This is a genomic window from Caenispirillum salinarum AK4 (assembly GCF_000315795.1).
Lineage (GTDB): Bacteria > Pseudomonadota > Alphaproteobacteria > Rhodospirillales > Rhodospirillaceae > Caenispirillum > Caenispirillum salinarum.
In genome coordinates this window covers 90,902-117,587 of the sequence record NZ_ANHY01000021.1, presented here as the reverse complement: position 1 = coordinate 117,587, position 26,686 = coordinate 90,902, and the positions used below count along the sequence as shown (strand labels likewise).

The window sequence follows — 26,686 nt, the reverse complement described above, 5'->3', positions numbered from 1 at the left end:
CTCCATACTCTGGCTCAGGATTCGGCGGCGGCCCGGGCTGCCGCGCTTGACGGAGATCGAAGCACATGCAGACGCAGAACCGCCTGTTCGACGATGTCGCCCGCGTCGCCGGGGGCGCGCTGGGCGCGCTGACCGGCGTGCGCGACGAGATCGAGGGCATCATCCGCCACCGCCTGGAGCGCACGCTCTCGGAGATGGACCTGGTCACCCGCGACGAGTTCGAGGCGGTCAAGGCCATGGCCGCCGAGGCCCGCGCCGAGAACGAGCACCTGGCCGCCCGCATCGAGGAACTGGAAGAGGCGCTCAAGCGCCGCGCCTCGGGCGCTTCAGCCTCCAGCGCGACCCAGGGCCGCCGGCAGTCCACCCAGACGACCCGCCGCGCCGGCGCCCCGGCCGGCACCGGCACCGCCGCCCGCAAGGCCGGCGTCGACCCGGAAGGGGAGATCGACGAAACCGGGCCCGAGGACGAGGGCGGCGACGACAAGGCCTGAACGCTCAACCCGAGACACCGGCGGGTCGGCCGGGCGGCGAGCGGCGGCCCGCCATGCGAGAAACGGATGAGCGCAGCGGCGGCCCACCGGCCCGCGCCGCGCAATCCGCCGCCTATCTCTCCGGCAGCTTTTCGCCGAGATTGACCTCCAGCCGCAGTTCCGTACCGTCCTGGCTGGACGACCAGTGGGGCTCCGCGCCGATCTGGCGCGCCAGGCCGTCGATCAGCCGCATGCCCGAGCCGCTGCCCCCGCGCCCCTCCTGCGCGCCTTCCGGCAGGCCCTTGCCGTTGTCGGACAGGTGCAGCGTGACGTGGCCCGGGTCGGCCACCACGGTCTTCACGCCGAGACGCCCCGGCGTCTGGTTGAAGGCGTGCTTGATGCTGTTGGTGATGAACTCGTTGACCACGAGGCCGATGGGGACCGCGACCTCGGGCGTGATGTCGATGTCCTCCACCTCGAACATCGGTTCCAGGTCGGCGGCGGCGCAGTCGTGCGCGCGGCACAGGTTTTCCACCAGGGGCACGATGTAAGTCCTGAGGGACAGCGATTCCGTCATCTCCGCCTGATGCAGCTGATCGTGCACGAGGCGCAGGGTCTCGATGCGCTCCTCCACCGCCTTCAGTTCCGCCCGGGCGTCGTCCGACGCCGCATTGCGGGCCCGCATGCCCACAAGTCCCGTGATGATGGCCAGGTGGTTCTTGACCCGGTGCTGCAGTTCCTTGAGCAGGCGCTGGTTCTTCTCCAACGCGAGCTTCAGGCTGTGGGCCTTGTGCAGGCGGTCGATCACCGGGCCCAGAATGGCGGTGTAGGTGCGCAGGAACGCGATGTCCTCGTCGCCGAACTCGCGCGGCGACCTGGCATCCACCTGCAGCAGACCGTAGTGCCGGCCGCCGGGCAGAAGGATCGGCACGTTGACCATGGCCCGCACGCCCTCGTCCTTGAGGAACTGCGGAAACTCGAAGCGCTGCTCGGCCTGGATGTCCTGCACGATCACCGGTTCCCCCAGGGCGGCGGAATAGGTCTCCGAGGACTTGTCCGCCATGGGAAGGCGCAGCTGGTTGACCACCCCGGTCTGCCAGCCGAAACCGGCCCGCACCAGCAGGCTTTCGCCGTCCTGGTCGATTTCCATGACCTTCGCGAATTCAGTGTCCAGGGCCTCGCCGACCAGCCGGCAGGCCTCGAGGAGAACGTCGTCCAGGTCCTCGCATCGCAGGGCCAGTTCGCCGAAATCCCCGAGCACCTTCTGGCGCCTGATCAAGAGGTCGGCTTTCGTCATCGGATTTCTCCGTTGTTTCTGGGCGTCTGGCGAGCCGACATGTCAAGAAACGCGGCAGCATCGGGGCACGCTCCGACAGAGTGTCACTGCCGGCAGCTGTCAGTCCACAGGTCTTGCCGCGACGCTTCTTTCCTTTTTTCTCTGCAAGGCCGTCGCGGGGTCCGAAGGACCGTCGCGGCCGATGAAATTTCGATGACCCGTCCGATATCCGCCGTTTTTTCGTTTTGCGGGCGCAACAGGACGCTTGCCAGGGACTCCCGCCTCTGTCAGGCTACCTCTTGTGGCCCGGGCCGTGCGCGGCAACAAGATTTACTCCCGCCGCGTCCATCCGTGCCGCCCTTTCGCGGATGCGAAACACCGCGTCCGCCTTGCGCCAGGGAGGTGACCGCATGTATTCGGCCCCGCTCGACGCCGCGTCGCTCGACGCCAACCCCATCGACCTCGTCGAAACCGTCGCGCTGTCCCGGGACTGGCCCGTCGATCGGCCCAGCGCCCAGGAAGCCGCCTTGGACGTGCCCGGCCACTGGTGCGAGTACGGCCTGTTCTTCGCGTGGTCGCAGGATCTGGAAAGCCTGCACTTCACCTGCGCCTTCGACATGCGCATTCCCAAGGACCGCTGGCCCGACGCCTACGAGCTGCTCGCCCACCTGAACGAGCGCATGTGGCTGGGCCACTTCGCCCTTTGGCATGACGACGGCATCCCCATGTTCCGCCACACCGCCATGCTGCGCCACGGGCTGAACGAAGAGACGCTGGAGGAACTGATGGACCTGGCGGTGGAGGAGTGCGAGCGCTTCCATCCCGCCTTCCAGTTCCTCATCGACGGCGGCATGACGGCCCGGCAGGCCATCGACGCCGCCATGCTCGATACCGTCGGCGAGGCCTGACCCCTCTCGCCGGCCGTACTGGCCCCCGGAGCGCGCCACCTCCATCCCAAGTCCGCGCTTCGGGGGCCGCTTTTCCCGTCCGCCTCGCCCGGGCCCGCACCTCGGGGCTTGATGCGGTGGGCCTCCTTCGCGTTTCATGCCGAAGCTTCGGCATTCTCACACGCCCCACGCAAGGAGACGGTCCCCCATGAGCATTTCCATCCTCCTCGTCGGCTGCGGCAAGATGGGCGGCGCCATGCTGTCCGGCTGGCTGGAGCATTCCGTGTCGCCCGAGGCCGTGGTGGTGGTCGAGCCCAACGGCGTCGAGGAGACCACGGCCAAGGTCGTCGCCTCGGCCGACGCGGTGCCCGACGGGTTCCGCCCCGACGTGGTCGTGCTGGCCGTCAAGCCGCAGATGATGGACGACGTGGCGCCGGCCTTCGCCCGGTTCGCGTCGGACAAGACCGTCTTCCTGTCCATCGCCGCCGGCCGGACGCTCGCCTCCCTGCGCCGCGCCGTGGGCGCCGACGAGGCCGTGATCGTGCGCGCCATGCCCAACACGCCGTCGGCCGTCGGACGCGGCATGACGGTCTGCTGCCCCGGCGAGGGCGTGACCGACGCCATGCGCGACACCTGCACCATGCTGCTGGAGGCCGTCGGCCAGGTGGCCTGGGTGGACGACGAGGCGCAGATGGATGCCGTCACCGCCGTATCCGGCTCGGGCCCGGCCTACGTCTTCGCGCTGACCGAGGCCATGGCGGCCGCCGGCGAGAAGGCCGGGCTGCCGGCGAACCTGGCCGCCATGCTCGCCCGCGCAACCGTGTGCGGTGCCGGGGAGTTGATGTACCGCGCCAGCGAGGACCCCGCCCAGTTGCGCGAGAACGTCACCAGCCCCGGCGGCACCACGGCGGCGGCCCTGGACGTTCTGCGGGGCGAGGACGGGTTTCCCGCGCTGCTGGAAAAGGCGGTGGCCGCCGCCGCCCGGCGGTCGAAGGAACTCGCGGGATGATGTAGGGTTTCTAGCAGTAACACCTGGACGGCGTCGTGACCCTGGTGACGCGCCGTCCGGCCATGCACTCGCGTTTCGTCAGGAGGGTTCATGACCGCTTCCGATGCCCCGACCGACTTCGACGCCATCGGCGCCGCCGTCTTCGCCGTCGCCACGGCCAAGGGGTGGTCCAAGGTGACCCCGGCCGAGGTCGCCTTCCACGCGGGCCTGGACCCGCGCGACGTCTCGCGCACCCATCCGGGCCACGAGGCCCTGGTGGACGAAGCCTTCCGCATGATCGACCGCCATGCCCTGGAGGGGCGCACCGAGCCCGACCCCGGCGAACCGGTGCGCGAGCGTCTGTTCGACGTGCTCATGGCCCGGTTCGAGGCCCTCAAGCCCCACCGCGAGGCCGTCGACCGATACGTCCGCGGCCTGCCGCTGCACCCCATGACCGGCATGATCTCGGCGCTGCGGCTGGGGCGCTCCATGGCGCTGTCGCTGGAGGCGGCCGGCATCTCCGCCTCGGGCGTGCGCGGGTACGTGCGCATCAAGGGCCTGGCCTATACCTACCTGTGGGTGCTGCGCGTCTTCCTGAACGACGACACCGAGGACATGGCCCGCACCATGGCGGCCCTGGACAAGGCGCTGAAGAACGTCGACGACATCGTGGCCATGGTTCCGGGCCTGGGCTCCGGCGGCTTCCGCAATCCGTTCGCCGGTCCCGGCGCGGCGGCGGCGGAGACCGGCTCGGGGATGGAGCCGGCGCCCGGCGAGGGGGTCGGCCCCGACGAACCGGTCATGAAGGCGCCCGGCACCGATGCCAGGCCGGCCCGCACGACTCCCACCGGCGACGAGCCCGAGATCGAGCCCGGCGACGACTGACCGGCGCCGGAACGGGACGAGACGGGACGGGACGCGCGCCGCCCGGTGTGAATTTTCTGTGGTACGGCATGACCGTTGTGCGGCGCAGCATATTTCGACTTGACTTGTGCGGTTGCGAAAACTAGCGTCTTTCCACGGAGATTTAACCCAATTGGAGGGAGGTGACCCGATGGCCGCCAAGACCGACATGCCGTTCGATTTCGACATGAGCAAGTACCTGACCGAGATGAAGGTTCCGGGTGTGGACATGGATGCCATGGTCGCCACCCAGCAGAAGAACCTGGAGGCCCTGACCGCCGCCAACCGCTTGGCGTTCGAGGGCATGCAGGCCATCATGAAGCGCCAGACCGAGATCATGCGTCAGGCCGTGGAAGAGTCCGCCGCCGCCGCCACCGGCGTCGCCGGCGCGCAGACCCCGACCGACAAGATGGTCAAGCAGACCGAGGTCACCAAGGAGACCTTCGAGCGCACCATCTCCAACATGCGCGAGCTGTCGGAGCTGGTCGCCAAGTCCAACACCGAGGTGCTGGACCTGCTGAACAAGCGCTTTGCCGAGGTCCTGGACGAGGTGAAGACCACCGTCGCCAAGTCCGGCCAGCAGATCCCGGGCGCGGCGAAGAAGTAATCTTCGCCGCCACGGCATCCGCCGAGCGTTGCACCGGCCGCCCCGCATCCCGCAGGGCGGCCGGTTTGCGTTGAAGCGGTCGCACTGGACTGCGGCCACGCCCCGATTCGCTGCCGAAAGCAACGGAAGGCGTTGCAAGAAGCCGTTGTGAGGCATCGCGTTGTGGCGAGGACTTGCAGGGGGCCCCGGGGGCCGCTACCTTTGAAGACGGAGTGGGTGAGGCGCGGCCACGCCCCACCCGTTTCCTTACGAGTCGAAGTGGACCCGGAGGCTGAAGGTCAAGGCGCTCTGGGTCTTGTCGTTCCTAAGGGTGATACGAAGCCTGGATAACCAGTTCATCGCATCCTCCTCCGTCGGTCGGCGGGGCCTCCGCCACGGCCGGGGAAGCCCATCCCCCCGATCGCGCCGCCTGACCCCGGCGCTGCTGCTTTCGCCGACCTTCGCCATCCAAGCCGGATTCGATGCCTGCCGCAACGGATGATGCAACTTGCGGTGGGTCGGCCGCCCTGGCCTTGTCCTCGCTGATCCGCTCCGGCTACGCTCGCCGCTCCTCTCGACGGCAAGGAGCGCGCGGCCATGGCCCAGGATGACGGCACCATCACCTTCGACGACTTCCTGAAGGTCGACATCCGCGTCGGCACGATCACCCGCGCCGAGCCCTACCCGGAGGCCCGCAAGCCGGCCATCAAGATGTGGATCGACTTCGGGCCCGACATCGGCGAACGGCGCACCTCCGCCCAGGTCACCGCGAACTACACGCCCGAAAGCCTGGAGGGCCGGCAGGTGGCAGCGGTGGTCAACTTCCCGCCCAAGCAGATCGGCAAGTTCATGTCCGAATGCCTGGTCCTGGGATTCGCCGACCCCGACGGCGGCATCGTCCTCATCGCCCCGGACCAGCCCGTGCCGAACGGCCAGCGTCTGCACTGAAGCCGCTTACGTCCGATTCCCGATTGACCGACTCGGGTTTAACCGGTTGTCATTGCTGCACAACAACCGGGAGGACGTCACGCATGGCTTTTACCCTTTCACGCCTGGCCGCCTCGACCGCCGTGGCGGTCGGTCTTCTGGCCGCCGGGCCGGCCGCCGCCTATGACGAGCTGGTGGAGAAGCAGGTCTTCGACATGCCCGAGTACACCACCGCCGGCGGCGAGACCATCGCGCCGGTCAAGGTGGGGTGGGAGGCCTACGGCACCCTGAACGAGGCGAAAGACAACGCCATCCTGATCACGCATTTCTTCTCCGGCACCGGTCACGCGGCCGGAAAATATGCCGCCGACGACGCCGCGCCAGGCTACTGGGACAGCATCATCGGCCCCGGAAAGCCTATCGACACCGACAGGTACTACGTCATCTCGTCGGACACGCTGGTGAACCTGAACACCGGCGACCCCAACGTCACCACCACCGGCCCGGCCAGCATCAATCCCGAGACCGGCGAGCCCTGGGGCATGGACTTCCCGGTGGTGACCATCCGCGATTTCGTCAACGTGCAAAAGGCGCTGGTGGAAAGCCTGGGGATCGAGCGCCTGCACGCCGTCATGGGGGCCTCCATGGGGTCCTTGCAGGCCTACGAGTGGGCCAGCGCCTATCCCGACATGGTGGAGCGCGTCATTCCCGTCATCGGCTCGGGCGCGTCCGACGCCTACCTGATCGGCTGGCTGAACGCCTGGGCCGCGCCCATCAGGCTGGACCCCAACTGGCAGGGCGGCGATTACTACGGCGGTACGCCGCCGACGGCCGGGCTGGCCGAGGCGCTGAAGCTGGTGACCCTGCAGGCCAATCACTGGGAATGGGCCGACGACACCTTCGGCCGCGCCTGGGCGGACGCCTCCGCCGATCCCGCCCGCAGCATGGAGGCGCAGTATCAGGTGGAGGCCGTGCTGGATCAGGTCGCCGCCGCCCGTGCGGCCAAGTCCGACGCCAATCATTTCCTGTACCTGGTGAAGGCCAACCAGACCTTTCTGACCGGCCACGGCGGATCGCTGGCGGATGGGCTGGCCGCCATCGAGGCGCCGGCGCTGGTGATCCATGCGCCCGAGGACCTGATCTTCTTCCCCGAGAAGGTGCGCGAGACGGCGACGCTGATCGGTGCCGACGGCACGCCGGTGGACATCGTGGAGCTTCAGGGCACCCGCGGCCACCTCGACGGCGTCATCGGCATTGCGCAGGCCGGCGAGGCGATCCGCGCCTTCCTCGCCGAAAAGGTCTCCGGCACGGCGCCGGACTGAGGTCTACACCGGCAGTTCCACCCGCACCCGCAGTCCGCCGAGCGGGCTGCGGTCGAGCGTGATGTCGCCGCCGTGGCTGCGCACGATGTCGCGGGCGATGGTCAGGCCCAGGCCCGTGCCGCCGGTCTTGGGATTGCGCGAGCCCTCCAGCCGCACGAAGGCCTTGAATACGGCCTCGCGCTTGTCCTCGGGGATGCCGGGGCCGTCGTCGTCAATGAGGATGACGATGGTCCCGTCCCGCAAGCCGGCGCGCACCGCCACATGGCTGCCGTAGCGCATGGCGTTGCCGATCAGGTTCTGCAGGCAACGCTCCATGGCGTTGCGCTTGAGCGGCAGCACCAGGTCGCGCTCCAGGTGCAGGTCGACCGGGTGGTTCTGGCGGCGAAAGCGCGCCGCCACCTCAAAGAGCAGGGCGCCCAGGTCGGTGGGGGCGATGCCCTCGGTCCCCTCGCCGCGGGCGAAGGCCAGGTAGTCGTTGAGCATGCGCTCCATCTCGGCGATGTCCTCGCGCAGGGCGGCGACGTCCTCGTCCTCGTCGTCGAGCATGGCGAGCTGCAGCTTCATCCGTGTCAGGGGCGTGCGCAGGTCGTGGGACACGCCGGCCAGCATTTCCGTTCGCTGCTCGATCTGGCGGGTGATGCGCTCGCGCATCTGGTTGAAGGCCAGGCTGGCCTGCCGCACCTCGCGCGCGCCTTCCACCTTCAGGCGCGGCACCTCGCGGCCCTTGCCGAAGCTGTTGGCGGTGGCGGCCAGGCGGCGGACGCTGCGCACCTGATTGCGCATGAAGACGGTGGCGATGCCCATCAGCAGCATCGACGTGCCGACCATCCACAGCACGAAGATGTAGGTGGTGGAGCTGAACAGACGCTTGCGCGGGGCCAGCACGCGCAGCACGCCGTCGGCCAGTTGCACGCGGATTTCCACCCGGTCCTCCACCGACTCGGTGTCGATGATGAAGGGCCGCCGCACACGCTCGTCCAATGCGTTCACGAGGGCGTTTTCCATCTGGCCCCAGGGCTCGGCCTTGGCGCGGTTGGGCAGGATGGCGCCCTCCTGCAGGGTGATCGCCAGGTGCAGGCGGTGGTGCACGTTGGTCAGAAGCTGGGCGCGCGCTTCCTCGTCGGGCATCCGGCGCAGCATGTCGGAGACCAGCGCGATCTCGCCCGCCAGGCCGCCGGTCAGCCGGCGCAGCATGGTGTCCCAGTGGCGGTCGTAGAAAATGATGGCCGCCACCACCTGCGTGATGACCAGCGGCGTGATGATGATGAGCAGCGACCGGCCCATCAGCCCGCGCGGCGCCAGCTTCTTCAGGCTGCGCGGCGTGCGCAGCAGGCGCCGGCGGCGCGGCCGGTCGTCACGGGACGGGTCGGCCGTGCGGCCGGCGTCCTCCGTGCCGTCGGCGCCCGTTCCGCCGGAGCGTGAGATGGAAATGCCCATCGCGGTCTCGTCCGTCCTTGTGGCCCGGTGGCCCGGTGTCAGTCGGGCCGCAGCATGTATCCCTTGCCGCGCACGGTCTGAAGATAGCGCGGCAGCCGCGGGTCGTCCTCCAGCTTCTTGCGCAGGCGGGTGACCTGGACGTCGACGTTGCGCCCGGCGCCGCTGGTGCCGGTCATCGCCGCCAGGTCCTCGCGGCCGAGCACCTCGAACGGGTGGTCGGCCAGCGCGCGCAGCAGCGCGGCCTCCGCCCCTGTCAGATGGATGCGGACGCCGTCGTGGGACAAGTCCTCGCGCGTGCGGTCGTACTGGAATGCGCCGAACCGCAGGACCGGCGGGACGTCGCCCGCCGCCGCCTCGGCCGCCGGGGCCGGGGCGGGTGCCGTGCGGCGGAGGATGGAAGCGATGCGCAGCAGCAGTTCGCGCGGCTCGAACGGCTTGGCCAGATAGTCGTCGGCCCCGTTGGCCAGTCCGTTGATGCGGTCCTCGGTCTCGCCCATGGCCGTCAGCATGAGAATGGGCACCGCCGCACCGTCGGCGCGCAGGGCCTTGGTGAGGTCCAGGCCGTTCTCGCCCGGCATCATGACGTCCAACACCAGAAGGTCGAAGGCCAGCGCCGCCATCTGCGCCCGGGCCTCGGCCGCGTCGGCGGCGGTTGAGACCAGATATCCGTGGTCCGTCAGGTACTTGCGCAGCAGGCGGCGCAGCCGTTCGTCGTCGTCGACCACCAGGATGTGGGGCGCCTCGTCGGCGGTCATGCGGATCATCTCCGTCTTGCGGGCAGCCGGGTCAGGGGCGGCGGCGGCGGCCGGTCGGTGCGGCGGCGGCCATGAAGTGGCTGCGGTCGGGCTCGTCGATCATGCCCGTCAGCACCTTGCGGAAACCGTCGACCGCTCCCGGCCCCGCCTCGCGGAAGGCGCGGGCGATGCGGCGGCGCTGACGCTCGGTCAACTCGGCTTCCAGCGCGACGCCCTTGTCGGTCAGTTCCAGCAGGCGCTGGCGGCGGTCGCGCGTGCCCTGCTTCTGGGTGATGAAGCCCTCGCGCACCAGCTGGCTGAGCACGCGCGACAGGCTCTGCTTGGTGATCTTCAGGATGCCCAGAAGCTCGCTCACGCTCATGCCGGGGCGGCGGCCGACGAAGTAGATGACGCGGTGGTGCGCCCGACCGAAGCCGTGCTTGGCGAGCATGGCATCGGCCTCGCCGGTGAAGTCGCGATAGGCGAAGAACAGAAGCTCGATGCCCTGGCGAAGTTCCTCCTCGCGGAGGAACAGAAGGTTTGCGCCGGATTTGATGTCTGACATGGAAGCTTTGCGCGCGTCTCGGCTGTGGTCGGTGGCGGGCGGGCGGACCTGGCCGGGGGCGTCCGACACAGGGCAGTATGGCATAAACTGCATGGGACAGTCATATTGACATATCTGCGGGAACAATGTTACCGAGGATAACCCGGTACGGCTAAATTTCTATCACCAAGAGGCGCAGAAACATGTCGGTTCCCTCCTTCGACGACCGCGACGGCCTGATCTGGCACGACGGCAAGCTTGTTGACTGGCGCGACGCCAAGGTGCACGTGCTGACCCACGCCCTGCACTATGCGTCGGCGGTGTTCGAGGGCGAGCGTGTCTACGCGGGCAACGTGTTCAAGCTGCGCGAACACTCCCAGCGCCTGATCGATTCGGCCAAGGAGCTTGGCTTCGAGATTCCCATGACGGTGGAGGAGATCGACGCCGCCACCATCGAGACGGTCAAGGCCAACAACATCGTCGACGGCTACGTCCGCCCCATCGCCTGGCGCGGGTCCGAGCAGATGGGCGTGTCCGCCCAGCAGACCAAGACCCACGTCGCCATCGCGACCTGGCCGTGGCCCAGCTACTTCTCGCCGGAAGCCCGCCTGCGCGGCATCCGCCTGGCGATTTCCGACTGGCGCCGCCCCGACCCGCGCACCGCGCCGGTCAAGTCCAAGGCGGCGGGCCTGTACATGATCTGCACCATGTCCAAGCACAAGGCCGAGAACGAAGGCTACGACGACGCCCTGCTGCTGGACTGGCGCGGTCAGGTGGCCGAGGCGACGGGCGCCAACATCTTCTTCCTGATGAATGGCGACCTGCACACGCCGACGCCGGACTGCTTCCTGGACGGCATCACGCGCCGCACGGTCATCGAGCTGGCGAAGAAGCGCGGCCTGAAGGTGGTCGAGCGCAAGATCATGCCCGAAGAGATGGCCGACGCCACCGAATGCTTCCTGACCGGCACGGCCGCCGAGGTCACGCCGGTGCGCGAGATCGGCCCCTACAGCTTCACCCCCGGCGACGTCTGCAAGGCGCTGGTGGAGGACTACGACGCCCTGGTCGGGCGCACCCATGACAAGGCGGCCTCGGCCCGCCACTCCGCCGCCTGACCCGGCGGCACCGTACCGGATGACGAAAGCGGGGCGGCTCCCACGGGGCCGCCCCGTTTTTCATACCGTTTTCCGGTTGCGCTGCAGTGAAATGCGAGGGAGCCACGGCCTCCCTCGGGCTCCGTCGCTTCCTGGTGGGATCGATCAAGCGCTTAAACCGGGTGAAGAGGTCGCCGGCGGGCGTTCCGGTGCGCCAGCGCGCGCTGTCTTGGGGCCATTGGTGTCGTGGTGGCTATCCCCGCACCACGCCAGCCGCTGACGCCCCGTCACCCCGCCAGCTGCCGGCTTTCCGTGCCTGTGCCCGACGGAATGCGGCAGATGACGGTCGTCCCCTCGTCGGGCACCGACACCAGCTCTACCGAGCCGCCGTGCAGTTCCACGAAACTGCGCACCAGCGACAGGCCCATGCCGTGGCCGGGCGCGCCGCCCCCGCGGGCGAAGGTGTCGAAGATGACCCGCTGGTCCTCCTGCGCGATGCCGACGCCGGTGTCGGCCACCGTGAAGACGATGTCCGCCCCATCGCGCTGGGCCGCCAGGATGACGCTGCCGCCCTGGGGCGTGAACTTCACCGCGTTGGACAGAAGGTGGTAGAGAACCTGCTTCACGCGCTTCTCGTCGGCGACCATCCAGCCCGTGTCCGGCGGACAGTCGAAGTTCAGCGTCACCTCTTTGCGCTTCATGCTCTCGCGGGTGAGCGCAAGCACGCTCGCCAGCGCGGCGTGGACGTCGAAGGCGTCCAGCTCCAGCGACAGTTCGCCGGCCTCGATGGACGCCAGGTCGGAAATGTCGTCGATCAGCGTCACCAGCGACTGCGCCGTCTCCGCCACCGAGCGCGCATATTCCTGCTGGCGCGGGTTGAGCGGGCCGTAATAGCCGTCGGCCAGGATCTCGGCAAAGCCCGACACGGTGGTCAGCGGCGTGCGCAGTTCGTAGGAGACGTTGGCGAGGAAGCGGCTTTTCAGCCGGTCGGCCGTGGTCAGGGCCTCGGCGCGCTCGCGCAGGGCGCGCTCCACCCGCGCGCTGTCGGTGACGTCGGCGAAGGTCGCCAGCACCCCGCCGTCGGGCAGGGGGACGGAGACGGCCTCCAGCACCGTGTCGTCGGCCTTGATGAGCCGCGCCCGCCGCGCCGACCGCTCGCCGGGGGCGGGCGGCGCGAGGAAGGCGTGCAGGGACTGCGCCTCGTGCTCGCTGGCGCACAGGTCGTCCAGCCGTTCCGCCAACTGGACGACGTGGGGCCGACTGCCGACGTCGGTGGGCTGCAGGTCCCACATTGCCAGGAACGTGGGATTGGACAGGCGCAGGCGGCCATCGTCGCCGAACACCGCCACGGCCTCGCGCAGGTGGTCGAGGGTCTCGCGGTGGACGGCGATGAGGGTGTTGTAGCTGCGTTCCAGCGCCAGGCGGTCGGTGACGTCCTCGAAGGTGCAGAGCAGCCCGCCCATGGGGTGCGGCGCGATCACCCGCCGCAGGGTTGAGCCGTCGGGCAGGTGCAGAAGGTCTTCCGTCGCGCTGAGCTGGTGGCGGAAGCGCGCCAGTTCCCCTTCCTTGAAGGCGGGGTAATCGGCCACCTCGGGCAGTTGGCGGTTCTCGCGCAGGATCTCCAGCACCTCGCCGTAGCCGGGCCCCTGCGACAGCCATTCCGGGTCCAGCGCCCACAGTTCCGAGAAGCTGGCGTTGAAGAAGCGCAGCCGCGCGTCGTTGTCGAAGATGGCGATGGCGGTGGACAGGCGCTCCAGCACCTCGGCATGGGCGGCGTCCTCGCGGGCCAGGCGTTTCGCCAGGTCCTCGCGGCTGGTGACGTCGTAGGCGACGCCGGCGGTGAAACGGCGCGGCTGGTCGTGGGGCGTGCGGCCGGGCAGGTTGATGGGCCCTTCGGACACCTCCATCAGCCGCCGGTTGCCGCGCACCACGATGGGCACGGCTTCCTGCCGCAGGGTGCCGGCGGCGCGGGCGGCGGCGGCGAGCGCCCGCAGGCGCCGGGCGGTGGTGGTCGAGGCCAGCTCGCGCTGCTCGGCGGTGACGGCGTCGCGGTCCGCGGCATCGACGGCCAGCATGTAGGCGCGGTTGGCGTAGACCAGCGACAGGTTCTCGTCACGCAGCCACACGGGGCAGTCAAGCCCATCCAGCGCCGCCCCCAGGCGGTCCCGCTCGGCGCTCAGGGCGGCGGTTTCGGCAGTCAGGCCCTCGACGGCTGCGGCACCCTCGGTGACGTCGCGCATCCACACCACGTCGGCCAGCGGACCACCGTCGTCGCGCACCGCACGGATGCCGACGGCGAGGATGCGGCGGCCGGAGTCGCGGTGCTCCAGTTCGATCTCGAACCCCTCCCCATGGGTCCGCAGGGTGCCGACGGCGTCTTCCAGCCGGGCCGTCTCGCCGCCGCCGAAACCGCCGGCGACGTCGCTCCAGGGGGTGTCCGTGCCGCGGAACAGGCCCAGCAGAACCGCCAGCCGGCGCGAGCAGCCGCCCGCCGCCTCCTCGGGTCCGTCGCGGTGGAACCAGATGAAGTGTCCGTCGGGCGCGGCGGCCAGCGCCCCTTCCAGGGCGGCGACACGTTCCGCCAGGGCGCTGGCGCGGGCGTCCGAGCGCGCGCGGTGGTGGCGCTGCAGCAGGGTGAGCGCCAGCAGCGCGCCGGCGGCGCCGAGCGCGGCCACCAGGGCGGTCATCAGTGCGGGGGCGAAGGCCAGGGTCACGGCCGGAGCGGGTCCCTCGGTCGGCGTAGGAGAATTGGATGAGACGCTGGGCGCCAGTTTGCACGCCGGGCGGTCCGGCGGCAAGGCGCGCGCCCTTCCTAGTCGAAGATGTCGAGCAGCCCGCCGCCGTCGGGATCGCCCGGCCGCACAGGCGCCGCCGGCAGGTCGGGCACGCCGGGGTCCTCGCCCTCAGCCGGTTCGTCGACCACCGGTCCCGGGACGCGCACGCCCAGCGGCCCGGGCTCGACGCCGGTGACGCGCTGCTGGCTGCCGTCGGCCGGCGCTTCGGGCTGGTCGCATCGGAAGAAGCTGCGGTGCGGGTGGAGGACCGTGCACTGTCCGACGTCGGAGGTCTCGTAGACGGCCACCCGCCCGGTTTCGGCGCAGACGGCATCGGCCAGGGCCTGCACCTCCTGGGCGGTGGCGTTGATGGTGTTGTAGCAGATGGCCGGCCGTTCGAGCCTGGAGCTGCCCACCACCCGCAACGTCCCCGCTTCGCGCCGCATGTCGATGAACGGCTCGGGCAGCGGATTGCAGGCCGTCAAACCGACACCGGCGGCAACGAGGACGATCAGCGCCCGGGCGGCAGGGGCGCGGCGGCTGGGTGCGGACATCGGCGGTGGCACTCCTTCTGAAGACGGTCCAGTTGTAGGGGATCGCGCGCCGATCGGCTAGACTGCGGTGACAGAACGGGAAAAATCCGTCGCCTGCTGAAGGACGTCCGCCTGATGAACCTGCACGCCATGCTCGCCCGCCGCGCCGCCGACTCCCGCCCCGTGCGCGTCGCGCTCATCGGGGCCGGCAAGTTCGGCACCATGTTCCTTGCCAGCGCCCGCACGACGCCGGGGCTGCACGTCATGGCCGTCGCCGACCTGGACCCCGAACGCGCCCGCCAGGCGTTCTCCGCCACCGGCTGGCCGCAGGGGCACGCCGACGCCAACACCGCCGCCAAGGCGCTGCGCCACGGCACCGCCTGGGTCACCGACGACCCCCACGCCGCCATCACCGCCGGCGGGGTGGACGTGGTGGTGGAGGCCACAGGCCACCCCGAGCCGGGCCTGCGCCATGCGCTGTGGTGCCTGGAGAACGGCCGCCACGTGGTGATGGTGAACGTGGAGGCCGACGTGCTGGCCGGGCCGCTGCTGGCGCGCCGCTTCACCGACGCGGGCCTCGTCTATTCCATGGCCTACGGCGACCAGCCGGCGCTGATCTGCGAGATGGTGGACTGGGCGCGGGCCTGCGGCCTGGAGGTGGTCGCGGCCGGAAAGGGCACCAAGTACCTGCCGGACTACCATGCCTCCACGCCGGACACGGTGTGGGGCTACTACGGCCTGACGCCCGGGCAGGCGCGCGAGGGCGGCATGAACCCCAAGATGTTCAACAGCTTTCTCGACGGCACCAAGAGCGCCATCGAGATGGCCGCCGTCTCCAATGCCACCGGACTGGCCGTGCCGACGGCGGGGCTGGACTTCCCGCCGGTGGGCTGCGACGACCTTGCCAAACGCCTCAAGCCCGAGGCCGACGGCGGCCTGCTGGCGGAGGCCGGCGTGGTGGAGGTGGTCTCCAGCCTGAACCGCGACGGGTCGGCGGTGCCGCGGGACCTGCGCTGGGGCGTCTACGTCACCTTCCGCGCCAACGGCGACTACATGGCGCGCTGCTTCGGCGAATACGGCATGGCGACCGACGAGTCGGGGCGCTACGGCGCGCTCTACCGCCCCTACCACCTGATCGGGCTGGAACTGGGGGTGTCGGTGGCCTCGGCCGCCCTGCGCGGAGAGCCGACGGGCCAGTGCCACGGCTTTACCGGCGACGTCGTCTGCATCGCCAAGCGCGACCTCAAGGCCGGCGAGGTGCTGGACGGCGAGGGCGGGGAAACCGTCTGGGGCCGCCTCATGCCCGCCGAGGACTCGGTGGCCGCCGGCGCCCTGCCCATCGGGCTGGCCCAGGGCGTGCCGCTGACCCGGCCGGTGCGCAAGGGCGAGGTGGTGACGCGCGCGGCGGTGACGCTCGACCGCGACTCCCTGGCCGTGCGTCTGCGCCACGACATGGAAAGCGCGTTCGCCGCCGCGCCGCCCGAGGATATTCCCGGCCCGCCGTGACCGGTCTGCCGCGCCGCACAAGAGCGCGTTGCATCGGCCGCGCCGCGCGTCTACTCTGCCATCCGGACTACCACCTTAGATACTGTTCGGATGGGGGAAAGAGATGACCGCCGGTGAAAAGTTCCGCCTGGTGACCCGCAGCGACTTCGACGGCCTGGTGTGCGCCATGCTGTTGAAGGAACTGGGCATGATCGACGACATCAAGTTCGTCCACCCCAAGGACATGCAGGACGGCAAGGTCGAGATCACCGGCCGCGACATCACCACCAACCTGCCCTATGTGGACGGCGTGCACCTGGCCTTCGACCACCATTTTTCGGAAACCCTGCGCGTCGGCCAGAAGGACAACCACATCATCGATCCCGACGCGCCTTCGGCGGCGCGGGTGGTCTATGACTACTACGGCGGCAAGTCCAAGTTCCCCCGCATCTCCGACGAGATGATGGAGGCGGTGGACCGGGGCGACTCGGCCAACTTCACCAAGGAGCAGGTGCTGAACCCGCAGGGCTGGGACCTGATGAACTTCATCATGGACGCCCGCACCGGCCTGGGGCGCTTTCGCGAGTTCCGCATCTCCAACTACCAGCTGATGATGGAGCTGATCGACTACTGCCTCGACCACTCCATCGACGACGTCCTGGCCCTGCCCGACGTGAAGGAGCGGACGGACCTCTATTTCGAGCACCAGGACAAGTTCAAGGAGCAGCTCAAGCGGTGCTCCGAGGTGCACAAGAACCTGGTGGTGCTGGACCTGCGCGACGAGGAAACCATCTGGGCCGGCAACCGGTTCATGATCTATGCGCTGTTCCCGGAAACCAACATCTCCATGCACGTGCTGTGGGGGTTCCGCCAGCAGAACACGGTGTTCGCGGTGGGCAAGAGCATCTTCGACAAGTCGTCCAAGACCAACGTCGGCACGCTCATGCTGGAATACGGCGGCGGCGGGCACGAGGCCGCCGGCACCTGCCAGGTGGACAACGCCATGGCCGAGGAGGTGCGCCAGGCGCTGATCGACCGGATTACCGCCGACGGCTGAGGCCGGCTGCTCTTCCCGCGCCCATGGCGAACGCCGGTCCCGGCCGCCGTGTTGGTCCGTTGACCCGGACGACACGGAGGCCGAGGGGCGGTCATGCTTGCAGCCGAGGAACGCGCCAGTCTCGCCGCCTTTTCGCGGCGCCTGCTGATCGTCGTGATGGCGGTGGTGGCGCTGTGGGTGGCGTGGAAGGTTTCCACCCTTCTGATCCTGGGGTTCGGCGGCATTCTGCTGGCGGTGATCCTCAACCGCGTGACGGCCGGTCTCTGCGCCCGCACGGGCCTCGGCCACCGCTGGGCGCTGACGCTGGTTCTGGCGACGCTGGCGATCATCCTGGGCGCCGTCGGGACCCTGTTCGGAGCGCAGGTGATCAGCGAGGTGCAGGACCTGCGCACAACGGTGTCTGAGGGCATCGACCAGGTCCGCCAGTGGTTCGGGCAGGTCGGCGTCAGCATGGAAGCCGCGACCGGAGCCGGCGCGGCGGGGTCCGGGGACACCGGCACGCGGGCACAGGGGTTCGGCGAGTTGCTGTCCGGCAGCATGGTCGAGCGGGCTGTCAGCGTCGCCACCGTGGCGGTGGATGCGGTGGTCGGGGCGCTGATCGTGCTGTTCATCGCGCTCTATCTGGCGGCGACGCCCGACGTCTACCGCAAGGGCGTGGTGCTGCTGTTCCCCAGGGAGCGCCACGCCCAGATCAGCGGCGCGCTCCAGGCCACCGGCGAGGCGCTGTGGCGCTGGATGATCGGCCAGTTCATCTCCATGCTCATCATCGGCGTGCTGACGACGGCTTTGCTCTATGCTCTGGGGGTGCCGATGGCCTGGGCGCTGGGGCTGATCGCGGGGCTCTTGGAGTTCATCCCCATCCTTGGGCCGTGGCTGGCGGCGGTGCCGGCGGTGCTGGTGGCGCTGACGGTGGGACCGCAGACGGCAGCCTTCGCGGCATTCGGGTATTTCGTGATCCAGCAGGTGGAAAGCTACCTGATCACGCCCCTGGCCGAGCGCTGGGCGGTCAGCCTGCCGCCGGCGCTGACGGTGGCAGCGGCGACGGCCTTCAGCCTGATGTTCGGCTTCATCGGCCTGCTGTTCGCCACGCCCATCACGCTGGCGATCCTGGTGCTGGTGCGCCGCCTGTACGTGCGCGATGCGCTGCGGGCGGAGGTGGAGGACACCCGGATGCCGGGGTGAGGGGGCAATGGCAACGCGCCCTTCCGCATTGCATTATAACCCGGTATCGTTCCGCCGCCCTTGGCGTTCAACAGGAAGGTTTCCGCGCAGTCCATGTCCCAGACCGGCCCCCTCGCCCTGTACCGCAAGAAGCTCTCCGACGGCGAGCTGAAGCCCGACGGCGCCCAGGAACTGGCTGCCGAAAAGCTGGAGAGCCTGCACCACGCGCTTAACGGCTATGAGCCGGCCACCGGCCCCACCGGCTGGCGGGCGCGGTTCGGGCTGGCCAAGCGGCAGGAGGCGCCGACGCCGCCGCAGGGGCTTTATCTGTACGGAGAGGTCGGGCGCGGCAAGTCCATGCTCATGGACCTGTTCTTCCAGACCGCGCCCGTGCCGCGCAAGCAGCGCCTGCACTTCCACGAGTTCATGCGCGACGTCCACGCCGATTTCCACGCGCGGCGCACCGCCAAGAAGGGCGGCGACGACATCCTGGCCGACATCGCCAAGGGCATCGCCGACCGCACATGGCTCTTGTGCCTGGACGAGCTGGAAATCCACGACATCGCCGATGCCATGATCGTCGGGCGCCTGTTCCAGACCATGATGGCCGCCGGCACGGTGGTGGTCACCACGTCCAACCGGCCGCCGCAGGACCTGTATAAGGACGGCCTCCAGCGCGAGAAGTTCCTGCCCTTCATCGACCTGATGTGCCGGAACCTGGACGTGCTGGAACTGGCCTCGGTCACCGACTACCGCCTGGGCCGGGTGCGCGGCGGCAACGTCTTCGTCACGCCGCTGGGGCCCGAGGCCGACGCCGAGATCGACCGCCTGTTCGACCGCCTGCTGGACGGAAAGCCGGCGAAGCCGGACACGGTGGTGGTGCACGGCCGCGAGATTCCGGTGCCGCAGGCGGGCAACGGGACGGCGCGGTTCGACTTCACCGACCTGTGCGACAAGCCGCTGGGCACCCACGACTACCTGCAGATCGCGACGCTGTATGATGCGGTGGTGCTGGAGAACATCCCGCGCCTGGGGCCCGAGAACCGCAACCAGGCGCGGCGCTTCGTGACGCTGATCGACGCGCTCTACGATCACAAGACCCTGCTCGTCGCCTCCGCCGCCGCCCCGCCGGAGGACCTGTACGTGGAAGGCGAAGGCAAGTTCGAGTTCCAGCGCACCGTCTCGCGCCTGATGGAAATGCAGTCCGAGGACTACATCGGCAGCCAGCATTTGACCTGAGACAAGGGGCCGGGCGCCTCAGCCGGCCCCGGTGCAGCGGCCCCCTGAAGTGCCGCCAGCGCCGCCCCCGTGACGCCGCTCCGGCTGTTGCGTTCCGTTGGGGGAGCGCCTCGGCCGGAGGGAGGATGCGACGGGAAAGCGGACGCCGGATCAGGGTTCGACAGCGGCCGAGCAGCGGGGGGTGGAGGGGGGCGTGCCCAGGCGTCCGGTGCACAGCTTCACCGAGCCGTCGTTGAACAAGAGCCACGCCCCGCTCACGTCGCCGGAGACGGCCCCGGCCGACGCGATGGAGGTGGCGTAGGCGGTGGGCTTGAGCGGGTTCTGCTGGGCCAGCGGCGCCTGGGCGAGGGCGATGCCGATGAGGATGCCGGCCAGCGTGGGAAACAGGATGGTGACGGCGGTCTTCATGCGCGTGCCTCCGGGCGGCGGTGAAGTGCGGGAGCGACCATCAGACCATTCCCGCGCCGCCCGGTCAGGTGTGCAGCCGTCGTACCACCGGCGCACGAAACCCGCCGCCCATGGACTCAGGCGCCGGAGTCTCCCGGCGCCCCCAGACGCTTGTCCTGGCTGCGCTTGACGACGGAGACCCCCAGCACGGCCAGCGCCACGCCCCAGATGGGCGCGGTGTTGACCAGGGCCGAGATGACCCCCGGCGCCAGTTCGGGCTCGGCCACCACCGTGTAGGCGGCGGCCCCCATGGTCGCCATCCACGACAGCGCCACCGCGTATCCGAACGTGGGCCGCCAGCGCCGCACATAGGCGTCGCCGCTGGAAATCTCGGCGCGGAAGGTGCGGTTGATTTCGCGGATCTTGGTCTGCACCTCGCGGCTTTCGATCTCCATCATGCGCTCGGTATGATGATTGGCGGCGGCGATCTGGTCGGGCGTGATCTGGCGGCCGCTGATGGCTTTTTCCACATCGCCGACTGCGGCGCTGGCGGCCTTGGCGACCGGGTTGTCGATGGCGTCCAGGCCGAGCCCCACCGCCTTCAGAAGAAGCGGCAGGCCGATCTGCGCCAGAAGGGCGGGCAGCATGGCGGTTACTCCACGTCGTTGTAGAACAGGTGCCGGCCGATCTCCGCGCATGGGATCAGCCGCCACGCCCATGGCGGATGGATGCCGCGGGCGTGGTAATGGGTGGCGCCGGCCGTCGGGTCGGGCAGGCGCCCGGCCAGCGCCCGGCGCGCGATGCGCAGGCACGCGGCGAAAGCGGGATCGCGCGGCGTGACCTTCAGAAGCTTGGCGCGGTTGGGGTCGCCTTCGTTCCAGCAGGAGAACTGCCAGGGCTTGTGGCAGACCTCCACCACGCTGCCGCCCCACCAGTAGCCGCCGGGGCGGTCCAGCGACCGGGCGACGCGGTTTAGCACGACGCAGGCGACGGCCTCCTTGCCGCGCACCGGCTCGCCACGTGCCTCGCCCCAGATGGTGCGGGCGAGGATGTCCACGGCCTCGTCCGACGGCGGCGGTGCCGGCGCGGTCGGGGCCGGCGGCTTGGGCGGAGGCGGCGGCGGCGAAGCGGGCGCGGTGACGGGGACTTCGGCCTCGGCCATGGCGGCCAGGGCGACGCAGGCGTTGTGCCAGCGGCTCTTGCGGCGGCTCATGGGCGGCCTCCCGCCACGCTCGCGGCCGTGGCCTGGACCTGCACGCCGTCGAGCTTCTTCTCGATGCGCTCCAGGTGGGTGGTCAGGCGCTTTTCGGTGTCGCGCAGATGCCCGAGGGAGGCATAGGACTGCGCCACCTCCAGCTTGTAGGCGGCCAGGCCTTCGCGCACCTGGGCGATGCCGCGCTCGAAGCAGCGGCGGTTGTCCTCGGTGGCGGCATCGGCGTCGCGCCGGTTGCGCCAGACGAGCCAGAACAGCCCGCCCAGCGCCGGCAACTCGACGGCGCTGATCCACCACATGATGTCCATCACCATGGGGGTCTCCTCATTGTTCGGTGGAAGCGCCACGGTCATCCGGCGCGCGCGGTGCGCGTGCCGGCAAGGGCGACTGCCCGCCGGCCGGTCAGGCCGTGAGCCTGCGTGGCGCTTGAACGCAGCCGAGCCGAAGGCTCGGCGTCCAAAGCTCTAAAAACCCGGCGCGCGCGGTGCGCGTGCCGGCAAGGGCGACTGCCCGCCGGCCGGTCAGGCCGTGAGCCTGCGTGGCGCTTGAACGCAGCCGAGCCGGAGGCTCGGCGTCAAAAGCTCTAAAAACGGCGCGCGCGGTGCGCGTGCCGGCAAGGGCGACTGCCCGCCGGCCGGTCAGGCCGTGAGCCTGCGTGGCGCTTGGACGCAGCCGAGCCGAAGGCTCGGCGTCAAAAGGCTCAAAAACTGAACTCGCTTTCCGCCGTCCATCCGGCCCCGCCGGGGCGCCAGCCGCCGGGGTGGCGGGCGGTGGCGGAGGGGACGCGGGGCAGGCGGACGGGCTCCGCCGCCAGGCAGCCGGCGACGGCGTCCAGGCCGTCGTCGCGCCCGCCGGTGCCGGGCAGCCACTCGCGCATCTCGGCCACGAAGGGCGTCGTCCACACCGAGCGGTGCGCCGACAGGGCCCCCGCCGCCAGCACGGCGTCGAAGGCCTCGATGATGCGCAGGTCCTTGTTGCGGCTCGAAGAAACCTCCACCACCGCACACCGCAGGCCGGCGTCGGCGATGGCCTTGCGGAGCAGGCCCGGCAGAAACTTGCCGACGCCGTTGGTCTCCACGCGCACCGATGGCAGGTGATGCTCGCCCAGGAAGCGGGCGACGGCGGCGCACTGCTGCGTCGCCTCGTCCTCCTTGGCGGCGGTGTCGGTTTCCAGCCACTGGATGCGGTGGAGCCAGTACTGTCCCGCCTCGTCGGTGAAGACGCAGGCGATGACGCTGCCGTCGCCGCGCCCGGGCGCGCCGTAGGCGGGGTCCCAGAAGCATGACGCCGAAACCAGCGTGCGGCCCATGAGGGTCAGCGTGGCGACACCGTTGCCTTCCAGATACTCAAGCTCGCCGTCGTAGAGCCGCAGGCGGTCGGGGTCGAGCCGGCCGTCGGCGATGTTGACGGGCTTCAGCATCATCTGGCTGGCGAACTTGTTGGGGCCGGTGCGCCGACGGATGCCGGCCACCTTGTCCAGCGGAAACCGCTCGGGCCAGGCGCTGGCGCCTGCGCCGTCCAGCAGCGGGATTTCCAGGCGGTGGAAACCGTCCAGGAAGGGCCGCGCCTCGCCGACCTCGGTGCGCGGCTCGGCGGCGTAGATGGTGTAGAAGGTGTGCGGCGTGCCGACGTAGAGCTGCATCCCGCCGGGCACCAGCACGTAGTCCAGTTCGCCCAGGCGGGCGCGCAGGTCGGTGCGCTTGGGCGCGGTGTCGCAGGTGTTGGGCACCTCCACGTCGTCGCAGACGATGACGTCGGCGCGCGAGCCCGTGATGTTGCCGCCCATCCCGCGCGCCAGCATCGACGGATCGCGCAGCTCGCCGGGGCGGTTCACGGTGAACTGGTCGGACGCCCAGCTGTCGCGCCGTTTGGGCTTGAGTCCCTTGGTCAGCGGGTGGCGTTCGATGATGCGCTTGACGTTGCGCACCATCTTCTTCGCCAGCGCATGATCGGCGGCCAGCACCATGATGCGCAGGTCCGGCCAGCGCCACAGCAGCCAGGCGCAGAACAGGCCGACGACGGTCGACTTGCCGGAATTGCGGAAGGCCATGAGAAGGCATTCGCGCTGGTTCGTCGTCCAGCGTTCGGCCAGCCAGCGGGCCATGCGGACCTGGTGGCGCGGCGTCGAAAGGCCGGTGGCGCGGTTCCAGATCCAGGCGAACTCCGGAAAATCCAGCGGCCCGCCGACCGTCAGGTCAGGCGTCGTCTTCTTCGTCGGTGTCGTCCTCTCCCGCGTCGTCGGCGGCGAAGGGGTCGGGGCGGGCGGTCGGGTGGTCATGGGGATCGCTGTCCTCGCTCAGGGCGGCGCGGGCCTCGGCGATGAGGCGGGCCAGGTCGTCGGCCTCGGGGTCCGGGGCGGTGGCGGCGGGCTCGGGCGGCGCCGCCCAGCGCAGCAGCTTGACCGCCGCCTCGACGTGGGCGAGCGCCGCCTTGCAGGCCGCATGATGGGCGGCGAAGCCCTTGGCGTCGTCAGGCGGGGCTTGCCCGGCGAAGGCCTCGTAATCGGCCACCGCCGCCGCCGCCCGGGCCGGCAGCCGGGCCGCCAGCACGCCCTTCAGCCCGTCCAGGTCGCGGGGCGCGGCGGTGGTGGAGGTCGAGGCGGGCGCGCTCATTGCGTGGCCTCGATCAGGTCGGCGTCCGGCAGCCGGCGCGGATAGTGAAGCAGCAGCCCGATATGGCCGCAGAAGTCCCGTCCGGCGTTCTCGCGCCGCTGGTGGCCGAGCGCCAGGGCGACGCCGGTCTCCGCCGCGATGGCCGAAACCGTGCCGCCGCCGGTCAGGGCGGTGCGGCTCAGGCTGCCGTTCATCACCGCCGTGGGATCGCTCTCGCCGGCGGTCCAGCCCAGGGCGATGCGGTGCCAGGCAGCGTTCCAGGTGCCGGTCGCGCCGCCGCCCGCACCGTAGCCGGCCGAGGTGCCGAAGGCCCAGCCGGTGCGGTCGCCCTGGTCGGGCTCGCGCTTGACTTCCAGCAGCGCGTCGGTGGCGGCGGAACTGTCTCCCACCGCCACCAGCGTCTGCACGGCGGCGCCGGCGGGCAGATCGGCGGCCAGCGGGCGGCAGTGGACGATCAGCGCGCCCTCGGCGGCGTTCCAGAAGTCCGACAGGTCGCGCACGGTCAGCCGGTCCGGCGCGCGGGATACGGCGCCGGTGCCCGTGGCGATGCGGCTGGTGGCGTGTGGGCCGTCCTCCAGTTGCGCGAAATCGGCCACCACCGAATCCCCCGCCGCCGACAGGCGGATGCCGACGGAGGGGTCGGCGGCGGTGGTGGTGAGCGTCACGCGGGTGAAGCGTCCGGCGCGCAGAAGGCTCGTCACGGCGGTCCAGGTCGCGCCGCCGTCGACGGTGATGGAGACGGCGCCGGTCACCGTCAGCGGCAGGATGTCGACGCTGAAGGTGCGCTCGCCGGAAAACAGGGACAGGGCCTGGGTCACGGTGGCGTCGGCGGCATCGGCGCGCAGGCGGCAACCGCTGCCCGCGACGCCGTCGGCACCGGCGCGGTCCTTCACCGTAGTCAGGCCCGTGCGCGTCCAGGCGCCGGCGCCCATGTCGCGGCCGTGGGGCAGGTGGTTGGTGGCGAAGGGCTCGACCAGCCAGCCCCGGTAGGCGCCGGTCTCGCGGTCGAAGTCGTCGCGCAGGACGTCGTTGCCGACCTCCGCCACCAGGCCGGTGGCGGTGACGCGGGTGGCGGGCGAGCTGCGCACCACCTCCAGGCGCGGCGGGACAAGACCGGGGCGGGCGGCGAGCACCAGCCCAGGGTAGTGTCGGGGAAGCAGGGTCATGTCTCGGTCCTTTACTGGGATGCGGACGCGAAAAAGGCCGCGCCCCTGGGGGACGCGGCCTTTCTTTCGCGAGCACGTTGGTCCGGGCCTCGGCCCGGCGATGTCGGTTACTTCTCGGGCACCCGCAGGGTCAGCAGCTTGACCACGTCGCCGATGAGGAAGCGGCTGTCGATGGTCTCCAGCCCGACCTCCTGGGCGTAGCGTTCGTAGCCGGCGGTGTAGCGGGCGGAGAAGGCGAAGTTCAGCCACGGCGTCATGACGCGGCTCCAGGCCTTCACCAGCGGCTTCTTGCTCTGGGTGTAGTCCAGGATGCGGATTTCCGCGCCCGGCTTGCAGATGCGGGTCATCTCGGCCAGGGCGGCGCGCTGCACTTCTTCAGGAATGACGCAGAACACGTAGGTGGCGGCGGCGGCGTCGAAGGTATCGTCGGCGAAGCCGGTGGCCGTCAGGTCGGTCTCGCGGAACGCCACCGGCCGGCCCAGGCGCTGTGCGCGGCGCTCGGCGCGGGCCAGCATGCCGGGGCTCAGGTCGGCGGCCAGCACGTCGGCGTCGGCCGGATAGTAGGGGATGTTGCAGCCCGTGCCGGCACCGGCGTCCAGCACCCGGCCCGACAGGCCGGCGAAGGCGTGCTCGCGCAGACGGCCCTTCCACGAGCGTTCGTAGACGGCGTCCAGAAGGTCATAGACCGGTGCGATCCGCTCGTACTTGCGCAGACTCACCCGCGTGGCCTCCGCCGGTGCCGCATGACCGGAGGGCGTGGCGTCGGCCGAGGTAAGGGGCTGTTCGGTCTGGCTGACGGGGGTCTCGATGGGGCGGTCGAACACGCGCGGGCTCCTTCGCCGGTCGGTTGCGGGGCGGGCTGCCTTCGGTTGTGAACGCACGGCGCCCTATCGCGGTTGATCGCCTCACGCCCTGCCGGTGGCGGCCCAATTGGGCAGAACCTGCCACGGCTTGCTGCCGACGACAACCATTGCCTCGGCCCGCGCGGCGGCGGCTTCGGTGCGCAGACGCTCCACCAGGGCGGCGTCGGCGGCGGCGCGGGCGCCGGTCTCCGCGGCCTGCGCCACAGCGGCCATGCCCGACACGGCCAGCCGGTTCACCTCGGCGATCCACAGCGATGTCATCGTATCGTCACCACCCGTCCGGCTGACGGTCGCGTCGGCCGCGGCCTCGGCGGCGGACCCGGCGGCGGCGGTTTCCGAGGCCGCTGCGGCGGAGGCGGATGCGGCGGCTGCCGTCTGGCTGTCCTGGGCCATGATCGCCGCCTCCTGGGCATCGACGGTGGACAGCAGCAGCGGCTCGGTCACGGATTCGGCGATGGCCGCCCGCTCGTCGGCCCGCTGGGCGGCGGCCTCGGCGGCGGCGGCATCGGCGGCGACGGCGCTTTGCACAGCCGTGAAGTCGGCTGGATCGTTGGTCAGGCCGGTGCCGTCGGCGTTCCACCCGATGGGCTTGCCCGGCTCCACGTGCGGCAGTTCCAGGTTGGCCTGCGTGGGGTCGGTGGGAGACAGGCGCAGGCAGCGCGAAATGTCCACCGCCAACTGCTGGAGCACGGCCGTCTGGTAGTCCAACTCGTCGTTGACCACCTTGGCCCGGAAGGCGCCGCCCTCCTGGAAGTCGGTGACGCGCTGCACCGTCAGGCGGCGGCGCAGGGTGACCAGCGTGCCGGCGGCCGGGGCGGCGGTGAAGGCGACCGTGCCGCCGCCGTTTTCGCCGATGCCGGTCACGGCGAAGCCGCTGGCGGTCAGCGTCTCGCCCAGATAGACCTCCAGGTCGGCGGCGTCGAAGATGGGAAAGGGATAGCTGAAATCGGCCAGCGTGCCGTCCGCCACGTACTGCACGCGCGGACGCAGGTCGCCGATGGTGATGTGTTGCGATGCCGTCATGGCGG

27 protein-coding genes are annotated in these 26,686 nt (G+C 70.2%); 12 read left to right on the top strand and 15 right to left on the bottom strand.

Annotated features, from left to right (window positions below; translation table 11 throughout):
* Positions 1-65 precede the first annotated feature (65 nt).
* A complete protein-coding gene (locus tag C882_RS24435; protein WP_009542414.1) occupies positions 66-491 on the top strand; it encodes an accessory factor UbiK family protein in 426 nt (141 codons plus the stop codon).
* Positions 492-603: 112 nt separating this feature from the next.
* Here the strand turns inward: C882_RS24435 and C882_RS23560 are convergent, their stop codons facing one another.
* Complete coding sequence (locus C882_RS23560) at positions 604-1,767, bottom strand: sensor histidine kinase (RefSeq protein ID WP_009542413.1); 1,164 nt, start codon at positions 1,765-1,767, stop codon at positions 604-606.
* Positions 1,768-2,156: 389 nt separating this feature from the next.
* On the opposite strand from C882_RS23560, the gene C882_RS19550 reads away from it, so the two are divergent.
* The 6 genes from C882_RS19550 (at position 2,157) to C882_RS19525 (ending at position 7,359) form a co-directional block, all read left to right on the top strand.
* Positions 2,157-2,654 carry a type III secretion system chaperone family protein gene (locus tag C882_RS19550; RefSeq protein ID WP_009542412.1) on the top strand — a complete coding sequence of 166 codons (498 nt, stop codon included), beginning with the start codon at positions 2,157-2,159 and terminating at the stop codon, positions 2,652-2,654.
* Positions 2,655-2,841: 187 nt separating this feature from the next.
* A complete protein-coding gene (gene proC, locus C882_RS19545; RefSeq protein WP_009542411.1) occupies positions 2,842-3,642 on the top strand; it encodes a pyrroline-5-carboxylate reductase in 801 nt (266 codons plus the stop codon).
* A 90-nt stretch (positions 3,643-3,732) separates the two neighbouring features.
* The gene (locus C882_RS19540; protein WP_009542410.1) at positions 3,733-4,506 is read left to right on the top strand and encodes a hypothetical protein; all 774 of its coding nucleotides are present in this window, start codon (positions 3,733-3,735) and stop codon (positions 4,504-4,506) included.
* A 169-nt stretch (positions 4,507-4,675) separates the two neighbouring features.
* On the top strand, positions 4,676-5,131 hold the full coding sequence (locus C882_RS19535) for a phasin family protein (protein WP_009542409.1): 456 nt from the start codon (positions 4,676-4,678) through the stop codon (positions 5,129-5,131).
* Between the two features lie 576 nt (positions 5,132-5,707).
* Complete coding sequence (locus C882_RS19530; RefSeq protein WP_009542408.1) at positions 5,708-6,058, top strand: tRNA-binding protein; 351 nt, start codon at positions 5,708-5,710, stop codon at positions 6,056-6,058.
* 83 nt (positions 6,059-6,141) lie between these two features.
* Positions 6,142-7,359, top strand: coding sequence for an E22 family MetX-like putative esterase (locus C882_RS19525; protein ID WP_009542407.1), 1,218 nt, complete (start codon positions 6,142-6,144; stop codon positions 7,357-7,359).
* Between the two features lie 3 nt (positions 7,360-7,362).
* Here the strand turns inward: C882_RS19525 and C882_RS19520 are convergent, their stop codons facing one another.
* From C882_RS19520 to C882_RS19510, 3 genes are read right to left on the bottom strand one after another with little or no spacing between them, the layout of a single operon-like run.
* Complete coding sequence (locus C882_RS19520) at positions 7,363-8,796, bottom strand: ATP-binding protein (RefSeq protein ID WP_009542406.1); 1,434 nt, start codon at positions 8,794-8,796, stop codon at positions 7,363-7,365.
* A gap of 38 nt (positions 8,797-8,834) precedes the next feature.
* Positions 8,835-9,551 (bottom strand): response regulator, encoded by a 717-nt coding sequence (locus C882_RS19515; protein WP_052000233.1) that lies wholly within the window; start codon positions 9,549-9,551, stop codon positions 8,835-8,837.
* 31 nt (positions 9,552-9,582) lie between these two features.
* Positions 9,583-10,095: a MarR family winged helix-turn-helix transcriptional regulator gene (locus C882_RS19510; protein ID WP_009542404.1), complete on the bottom strand. Its 513-nt coding sequence runs from the start codon at positions 10,093-10,095 to the stop codon at positions 9,583-9,585.
* Positions 10,096-10,277: 182 nt separating this feature from the next.
* Here C882_RS19510 and C882_RS19505 point away from each other — a divergent pair, with 182 nt between their 5' ends.
* Positions 10,278-11,189 carry a branched-chain amino acid aminotransferase gene (locus C882_RS19505; protein ID WP_009542403.1) on the top strand — a complete coding sequence of 304 codons (912 nt, stop codon included), beginning with the start codon at positions 10,278-10,280 and terminating at the stop codon, positions 11,187-11,189.
* 266 nt (positions 11,190-11,455) lie between these two features.
* On the opposite strand, the gene C882_RS19500 is transcribed toward C882_RS19505, so the two are convergent.
* Both C882_RS19500 and C882_RS19495 read right to left on the bottom strand, forming a co-directional pair.
* Positions 11,456-13,882, bottom strand: a complete 2,427-nt coding sequence (locus tag C882_RS19500; protein WP_009542401.1) for a PAS domain-containing sensor histidine kinase — start codon at positions 13,880-13,882, stop codon at positions 11,456-11,458.
* Positions 13,883-13,980: 98 nt separating this feature from the next.
* Positions 13,981-14,496 carry a hypothetical protein gene (locus C882_RS19495; protein WP_009542400.1) on the bottom strand — a complete coding sequence of 172 codons (516 nt, stop codon included), beginning with the start codon at positions 14,494-14,496 and terminating at the stop codon, positions 13,981-13,983.
* 114 nt (positions 14,497-14,610) lie between these two features.
* Between C882_RS19495 and C882_RS19490 the strand changes: the two genes are divergently transcribed.
* The 4 genes from C882_RS19490 (at position 14,611) to zapE (ending at position 19,417) form a co-directional block, all read left to right on the top strand.
* Entirely contained in the window at positions 14,611-15,981 is a 1,371-nt protein-coding gene (locus C882_RS19490; protein ID WP_009542399.1) for an NAD(P)H-dependent oxidoreductase, read from the top strand.
* 103 nt (positions 15,982-16,084) lie between these two features.
* The gene (locus C882_RS19485) at positions 16,085-17,017 is read left to right on the top strand and encodes an exopolyphosphatase-related protein (protein WP_009542398.1); all 933 of its coding nucleotides are present in this window, start codon (positions 16,085-16,087) and stop codon (positions 17,015-17,017) included.
* Between the two features lie 93 nt (positions 17,018-17,110).
* A complete protein-coding gene (locus C882_RS19480; protein ID WP_009542397.1) occupies positions 17,111-18,199 on the top strand; it encodes an AI-2E family transporter in 1,089 nt (362 codons plus the stop codon).
* A 93-nt stretch (positions 18,200-18,292) separates the two neighbouring features.
* Entirely contained in the window at positions 18,293-19,417 is a 1,125-nt protein-coding gene (gene zapE, locus C882_RS19475) for a cell division protein ZapE (protein WP_043646610.1), read from the top strand.
* A gap of 150 nt (positions 19,418-19,567) precedes the next feature.
* Here the strand turns inward: zapE and C882_RS19470 are convergent, their stop codons facing one another.
* The 9 genes from C882_RS19470 to C882_RS19430 form a co-directional block, all read right to left on the bottom strand.
* A complete protein-coding gene (locus tag C882_RS19470; RefSeq protein WP_009542395.1) occupies positions 19,568-19,825 on the bottom strand; it encodes a hypothetical protein in 258 nt (85 codons plus the stop codon).
* A gap of 116 nt (positions 19,826-19,941) precedes the next feature.
* Positions 19,942-20,451, bottom strand: a complete 510-nt coding sequence (locus C882_RS19465; RefSeq protein ID WP_009542394.1) for a 3TM-type holin — start codon at positions 20,449-20,451, stop codon at positions 19,942-19,944.
* Between the two features lie 5 nt (positions 20,452-20,456).
* Positions 20,457-21,017: a cell wall hydrolase gene (locus C882_RS19460; RefSeq protein WP_009542393.1), complete on the bottom strand. Its 561-nt coding sequence runs from the start codon at positions 21,015-21,017 to the stop codon at positions 20,457-20,459.
* Positions 21,014-21,331, bottom strand: coding sequence for a hypothetical protein (locus C882_RS19455; protein WP_009542392.1), 318 nt, complete (start codon positions 21,329-21,331; stop codon positions 21,014-21,016). Before C882_RS19455 ends, C882_RS19460 begins: the two co-directional genes overlap by 4 nt.
* A gap of 386 nt (positions 21,332-21,717) precedes the next feature.
* Positions 21,718-23,295, bottom strand: coding sequence for a phage terminase large subunit (terL, locus tag C882_RS19450; protein ID WP_152415421.1), 1,578 nt, complete (start codon positions 23,293-23,295; stop codon positions 21,718-21,720).
* Positions 23,213-23,629 (bottom strand): hypothetical protein, encoded by a 417-nt coding sequence (locus tag C882_RS19445; RefSeq protein WP_009542390.1) that lies wholly within the window; start codon positions 23,627-23,629, stop codon positions 23,213-23,215. The genes terL and C882_RS19445 overlap by 83 nt, the downstream gene beginning before the upstream one ends.
* Positions 23,626-24,795: a phage head spike fiber domain-containing protein gene (locus C882_RS25135; protein ID WP_009542389.1), complete on the bottom strand. Its 1,170-nt coding sequence runs from the start codon at positions 24,793-24,795 to the stop codon at positions 23,626-23,628. The genes C882_RS19445 and C882_RS25135 overlap by 4 nt, the downstream gene beginning before the upstream one ends.
* Positions 24,796-24,902: 107 nt before the next feature.
* Positions 24,903-25,619 carry a class I SAM-dependent methyltransferase gene (locus tag C882_RS19435; protein ID WP_009542388.1) on the bottom strand — a complete coding sequence of 239 codons (717 nt, stop codon included), beginning with the start codon at positions 25,617-25,619 and terminating at the stop codon, positions 24,903-24,905.
* An 81-nt stretch (positions 25,620-25,700) separates the two neighbouring features.
* Entirely contained in the window at positions 25,701-26,681 is a 981-nt protein-coding gene (locus tag C882_RS19430; RefSeq protein ID WP_009542387.1) for a phage tail fiber domain-containing protein, read from the bottom strand.
* Positions 26,682-26,686: the final 5 nt, after the last annotated feature.

Excerpts from the sequence above, each read along its gene's own strand:
- C882_RS24435 (WP_009542414.1), top strand. The coding sequence starts at position 66 with ATGCAGACGCAGAACCGCCTGTTCGACGATGTCGCCCGCGTCGCCGGG.
- C882_RS23560 (WP_009542413.1), bottom strand. The coding sequence starts at position 1,767 with ATGACGAAAGCCGACCTCTTGATCAGGCGCCAGAAGGTGCTCGGGGAT.
- C882_RS19550 (WP_009542412.1), top strand. The coding sequence starts at position 2,157 with ATGTATTCGGCCCCGCTCGACGCCGCGTCGCTCGACGCCAACCCCATC.
- proC (WP_009542411.1), top strand. The coding sequence starts at position 2,842 with ATGAGCATTTCCATCCTCCTCGTCGGCTGCGGCAAGATGGGCGGCGCC.
- C882_RS19540 (WP_009542410.1), top strand. The coding sequence starts at position 3,733 with ATGACCGCTTCCGATGCCCCGACCGACTTCGACGCCATCGGCGCCGCC.
- C882_RS19535 (WP_009542409.1), top strand. The coding sequence starts at position 4,676 with ATGGCCGCCAAGACCGACATGCCGTTCGATTTCGACATGAGCAAGTAC.
- C882_RS19530 (WP_009542408.1), top strand. The coding sequence starts at position 5,708 with ATGGCCCAGGATGACGGCACCATCACCTTCGACGACTTCCTGAAGGTC.
- C882_RS19525 (WP_009542407.1), top strand. The coding sequence starts at position 6,142 with ATGGCTTTTACCCTTTCACGCCTGGCCGCCTCGACCGCCGTGGCGGTC.
- C882_RS19520 (WP_009542406.1), bottom strand. The coding sequence starts at position 8,796 with ATGGGCATTTCCATCTCACGCTCCGGCGGAACGGGCGCCGACGGCACG.
- C882_RS19515 (WP_052000233.1), bottom strand. The coding sequence starts at position 9,551 with ATGACCGCCGACGAGGCGCCCCACATCCTGGTGGTCGACGACGACGAA.
- C882_RS19510 (WP_009542404.1), bottom strand. The coding sequence starts at position 10,095 with ATGTCAGACATCAAATCCGGCGCAAACCTTCTGTTCCTCCGCGAGGAG.
- C882_RS19505 (WP_009542403.1), top strand. The coding sequence starts at position 10,278 with ATGTCGGTTCCCTCCTTCGACGACCGCGACGGCCTGATCTGGCACGAC.
- C882_RS19495 (WP_009542400.1), bottom strand. The coding sequence starts at position 14,496 with ATGTCCGCACCCAGCCGCCGCGCCCCTGCCGCCCGGGCGCTGATCGTC.
- C882_RS19490 (WP_009542399.1), top strand. The coding sequence starts at position 14,611 with ATGAACCTGCACGCCATGCTCGCCCGCCGCGCCGCCGACTCCCGCCCC.
- C882_RS19485 (WP_009542398.1), top strand. The coding sequence starts at position 16,085 with ATGACCGCCGGTGAAAAGTTCCGCCTGGTGACCCGCAGCGACTTCGAC.
- C882_RS19480 (WP_009542397.1), top strand. The coding sequence starts at position 17,111 with ATGCTTGCAGCCGAGGAACGCGCCAGTCTCGCCGCCTTTTCGCGGCGC.
- zapE (WP_043646610.1), top strand. The coding sequence starts at position 18,293 with ATGTCCCAGACCGGCCCCCTCGCCCTGTACCGCAAGAAGCTCTCCGAC.
- C882_RS19470 (WP_009542395.1), bottom strand. The coding sequence starts at position 19,825 with ATGAAGACCGCCGTCACCATCCTGTTTCCCACGCTGGCCGGCATCCTC.
- C882_RS19465 (WP_009542394.1), bottom strand. The coding sequence starts at position 20,451 with ATGCTGCCCGCCCTTCTGGCGCAGATCGGCCTGCCGCTTCTTCTGAAG.
- C882_RS19460 (WP_009542393.1), bottom strand. The coding sequence starts at position 21,017 with ATGAGCCGCCGCAAGAGCCGCTGGCACAACGCCTGCGTCGCCCTGGCC.
- C882_RS19455 (WP_009542392.1), bottom strand. The coding sequence starts at position 21,331 with ATGGTGATGGACATCATGTGGTGGATCAGCGCCGTCGAGTTGCCGGCG.
- terL (WP_152415421.1), bottom strand. The coding sequence starts at position 23,295 with ATGACCACCCGACCGCCCGCCCCGACCCCTTCGCCGCCGACGACGCGG.
- C882_RS19445 (WP_009542390.1), bottom strand. The coding sequence starts at position 23,629 with ATGAGCGCGCCCGCCTCGACCTCCACCACCGCCGCGCCCCGCGACCTG.
- C882_RS25135 (WP_009542389.1), bottom strand. The coding sequence starts at position 24,795 with ATGACCCTGCTTCCCCGACACTACCCTGGGCTGGTGCTCGCCGCCCGC.
- C882_RS19430 (WP_009542387.1), bottom strand. The coding sequence starts at position 26,681 with ATGACGGCATCGCAACACATCACCATCGGCGACCTGCGTCCGCGCGTG.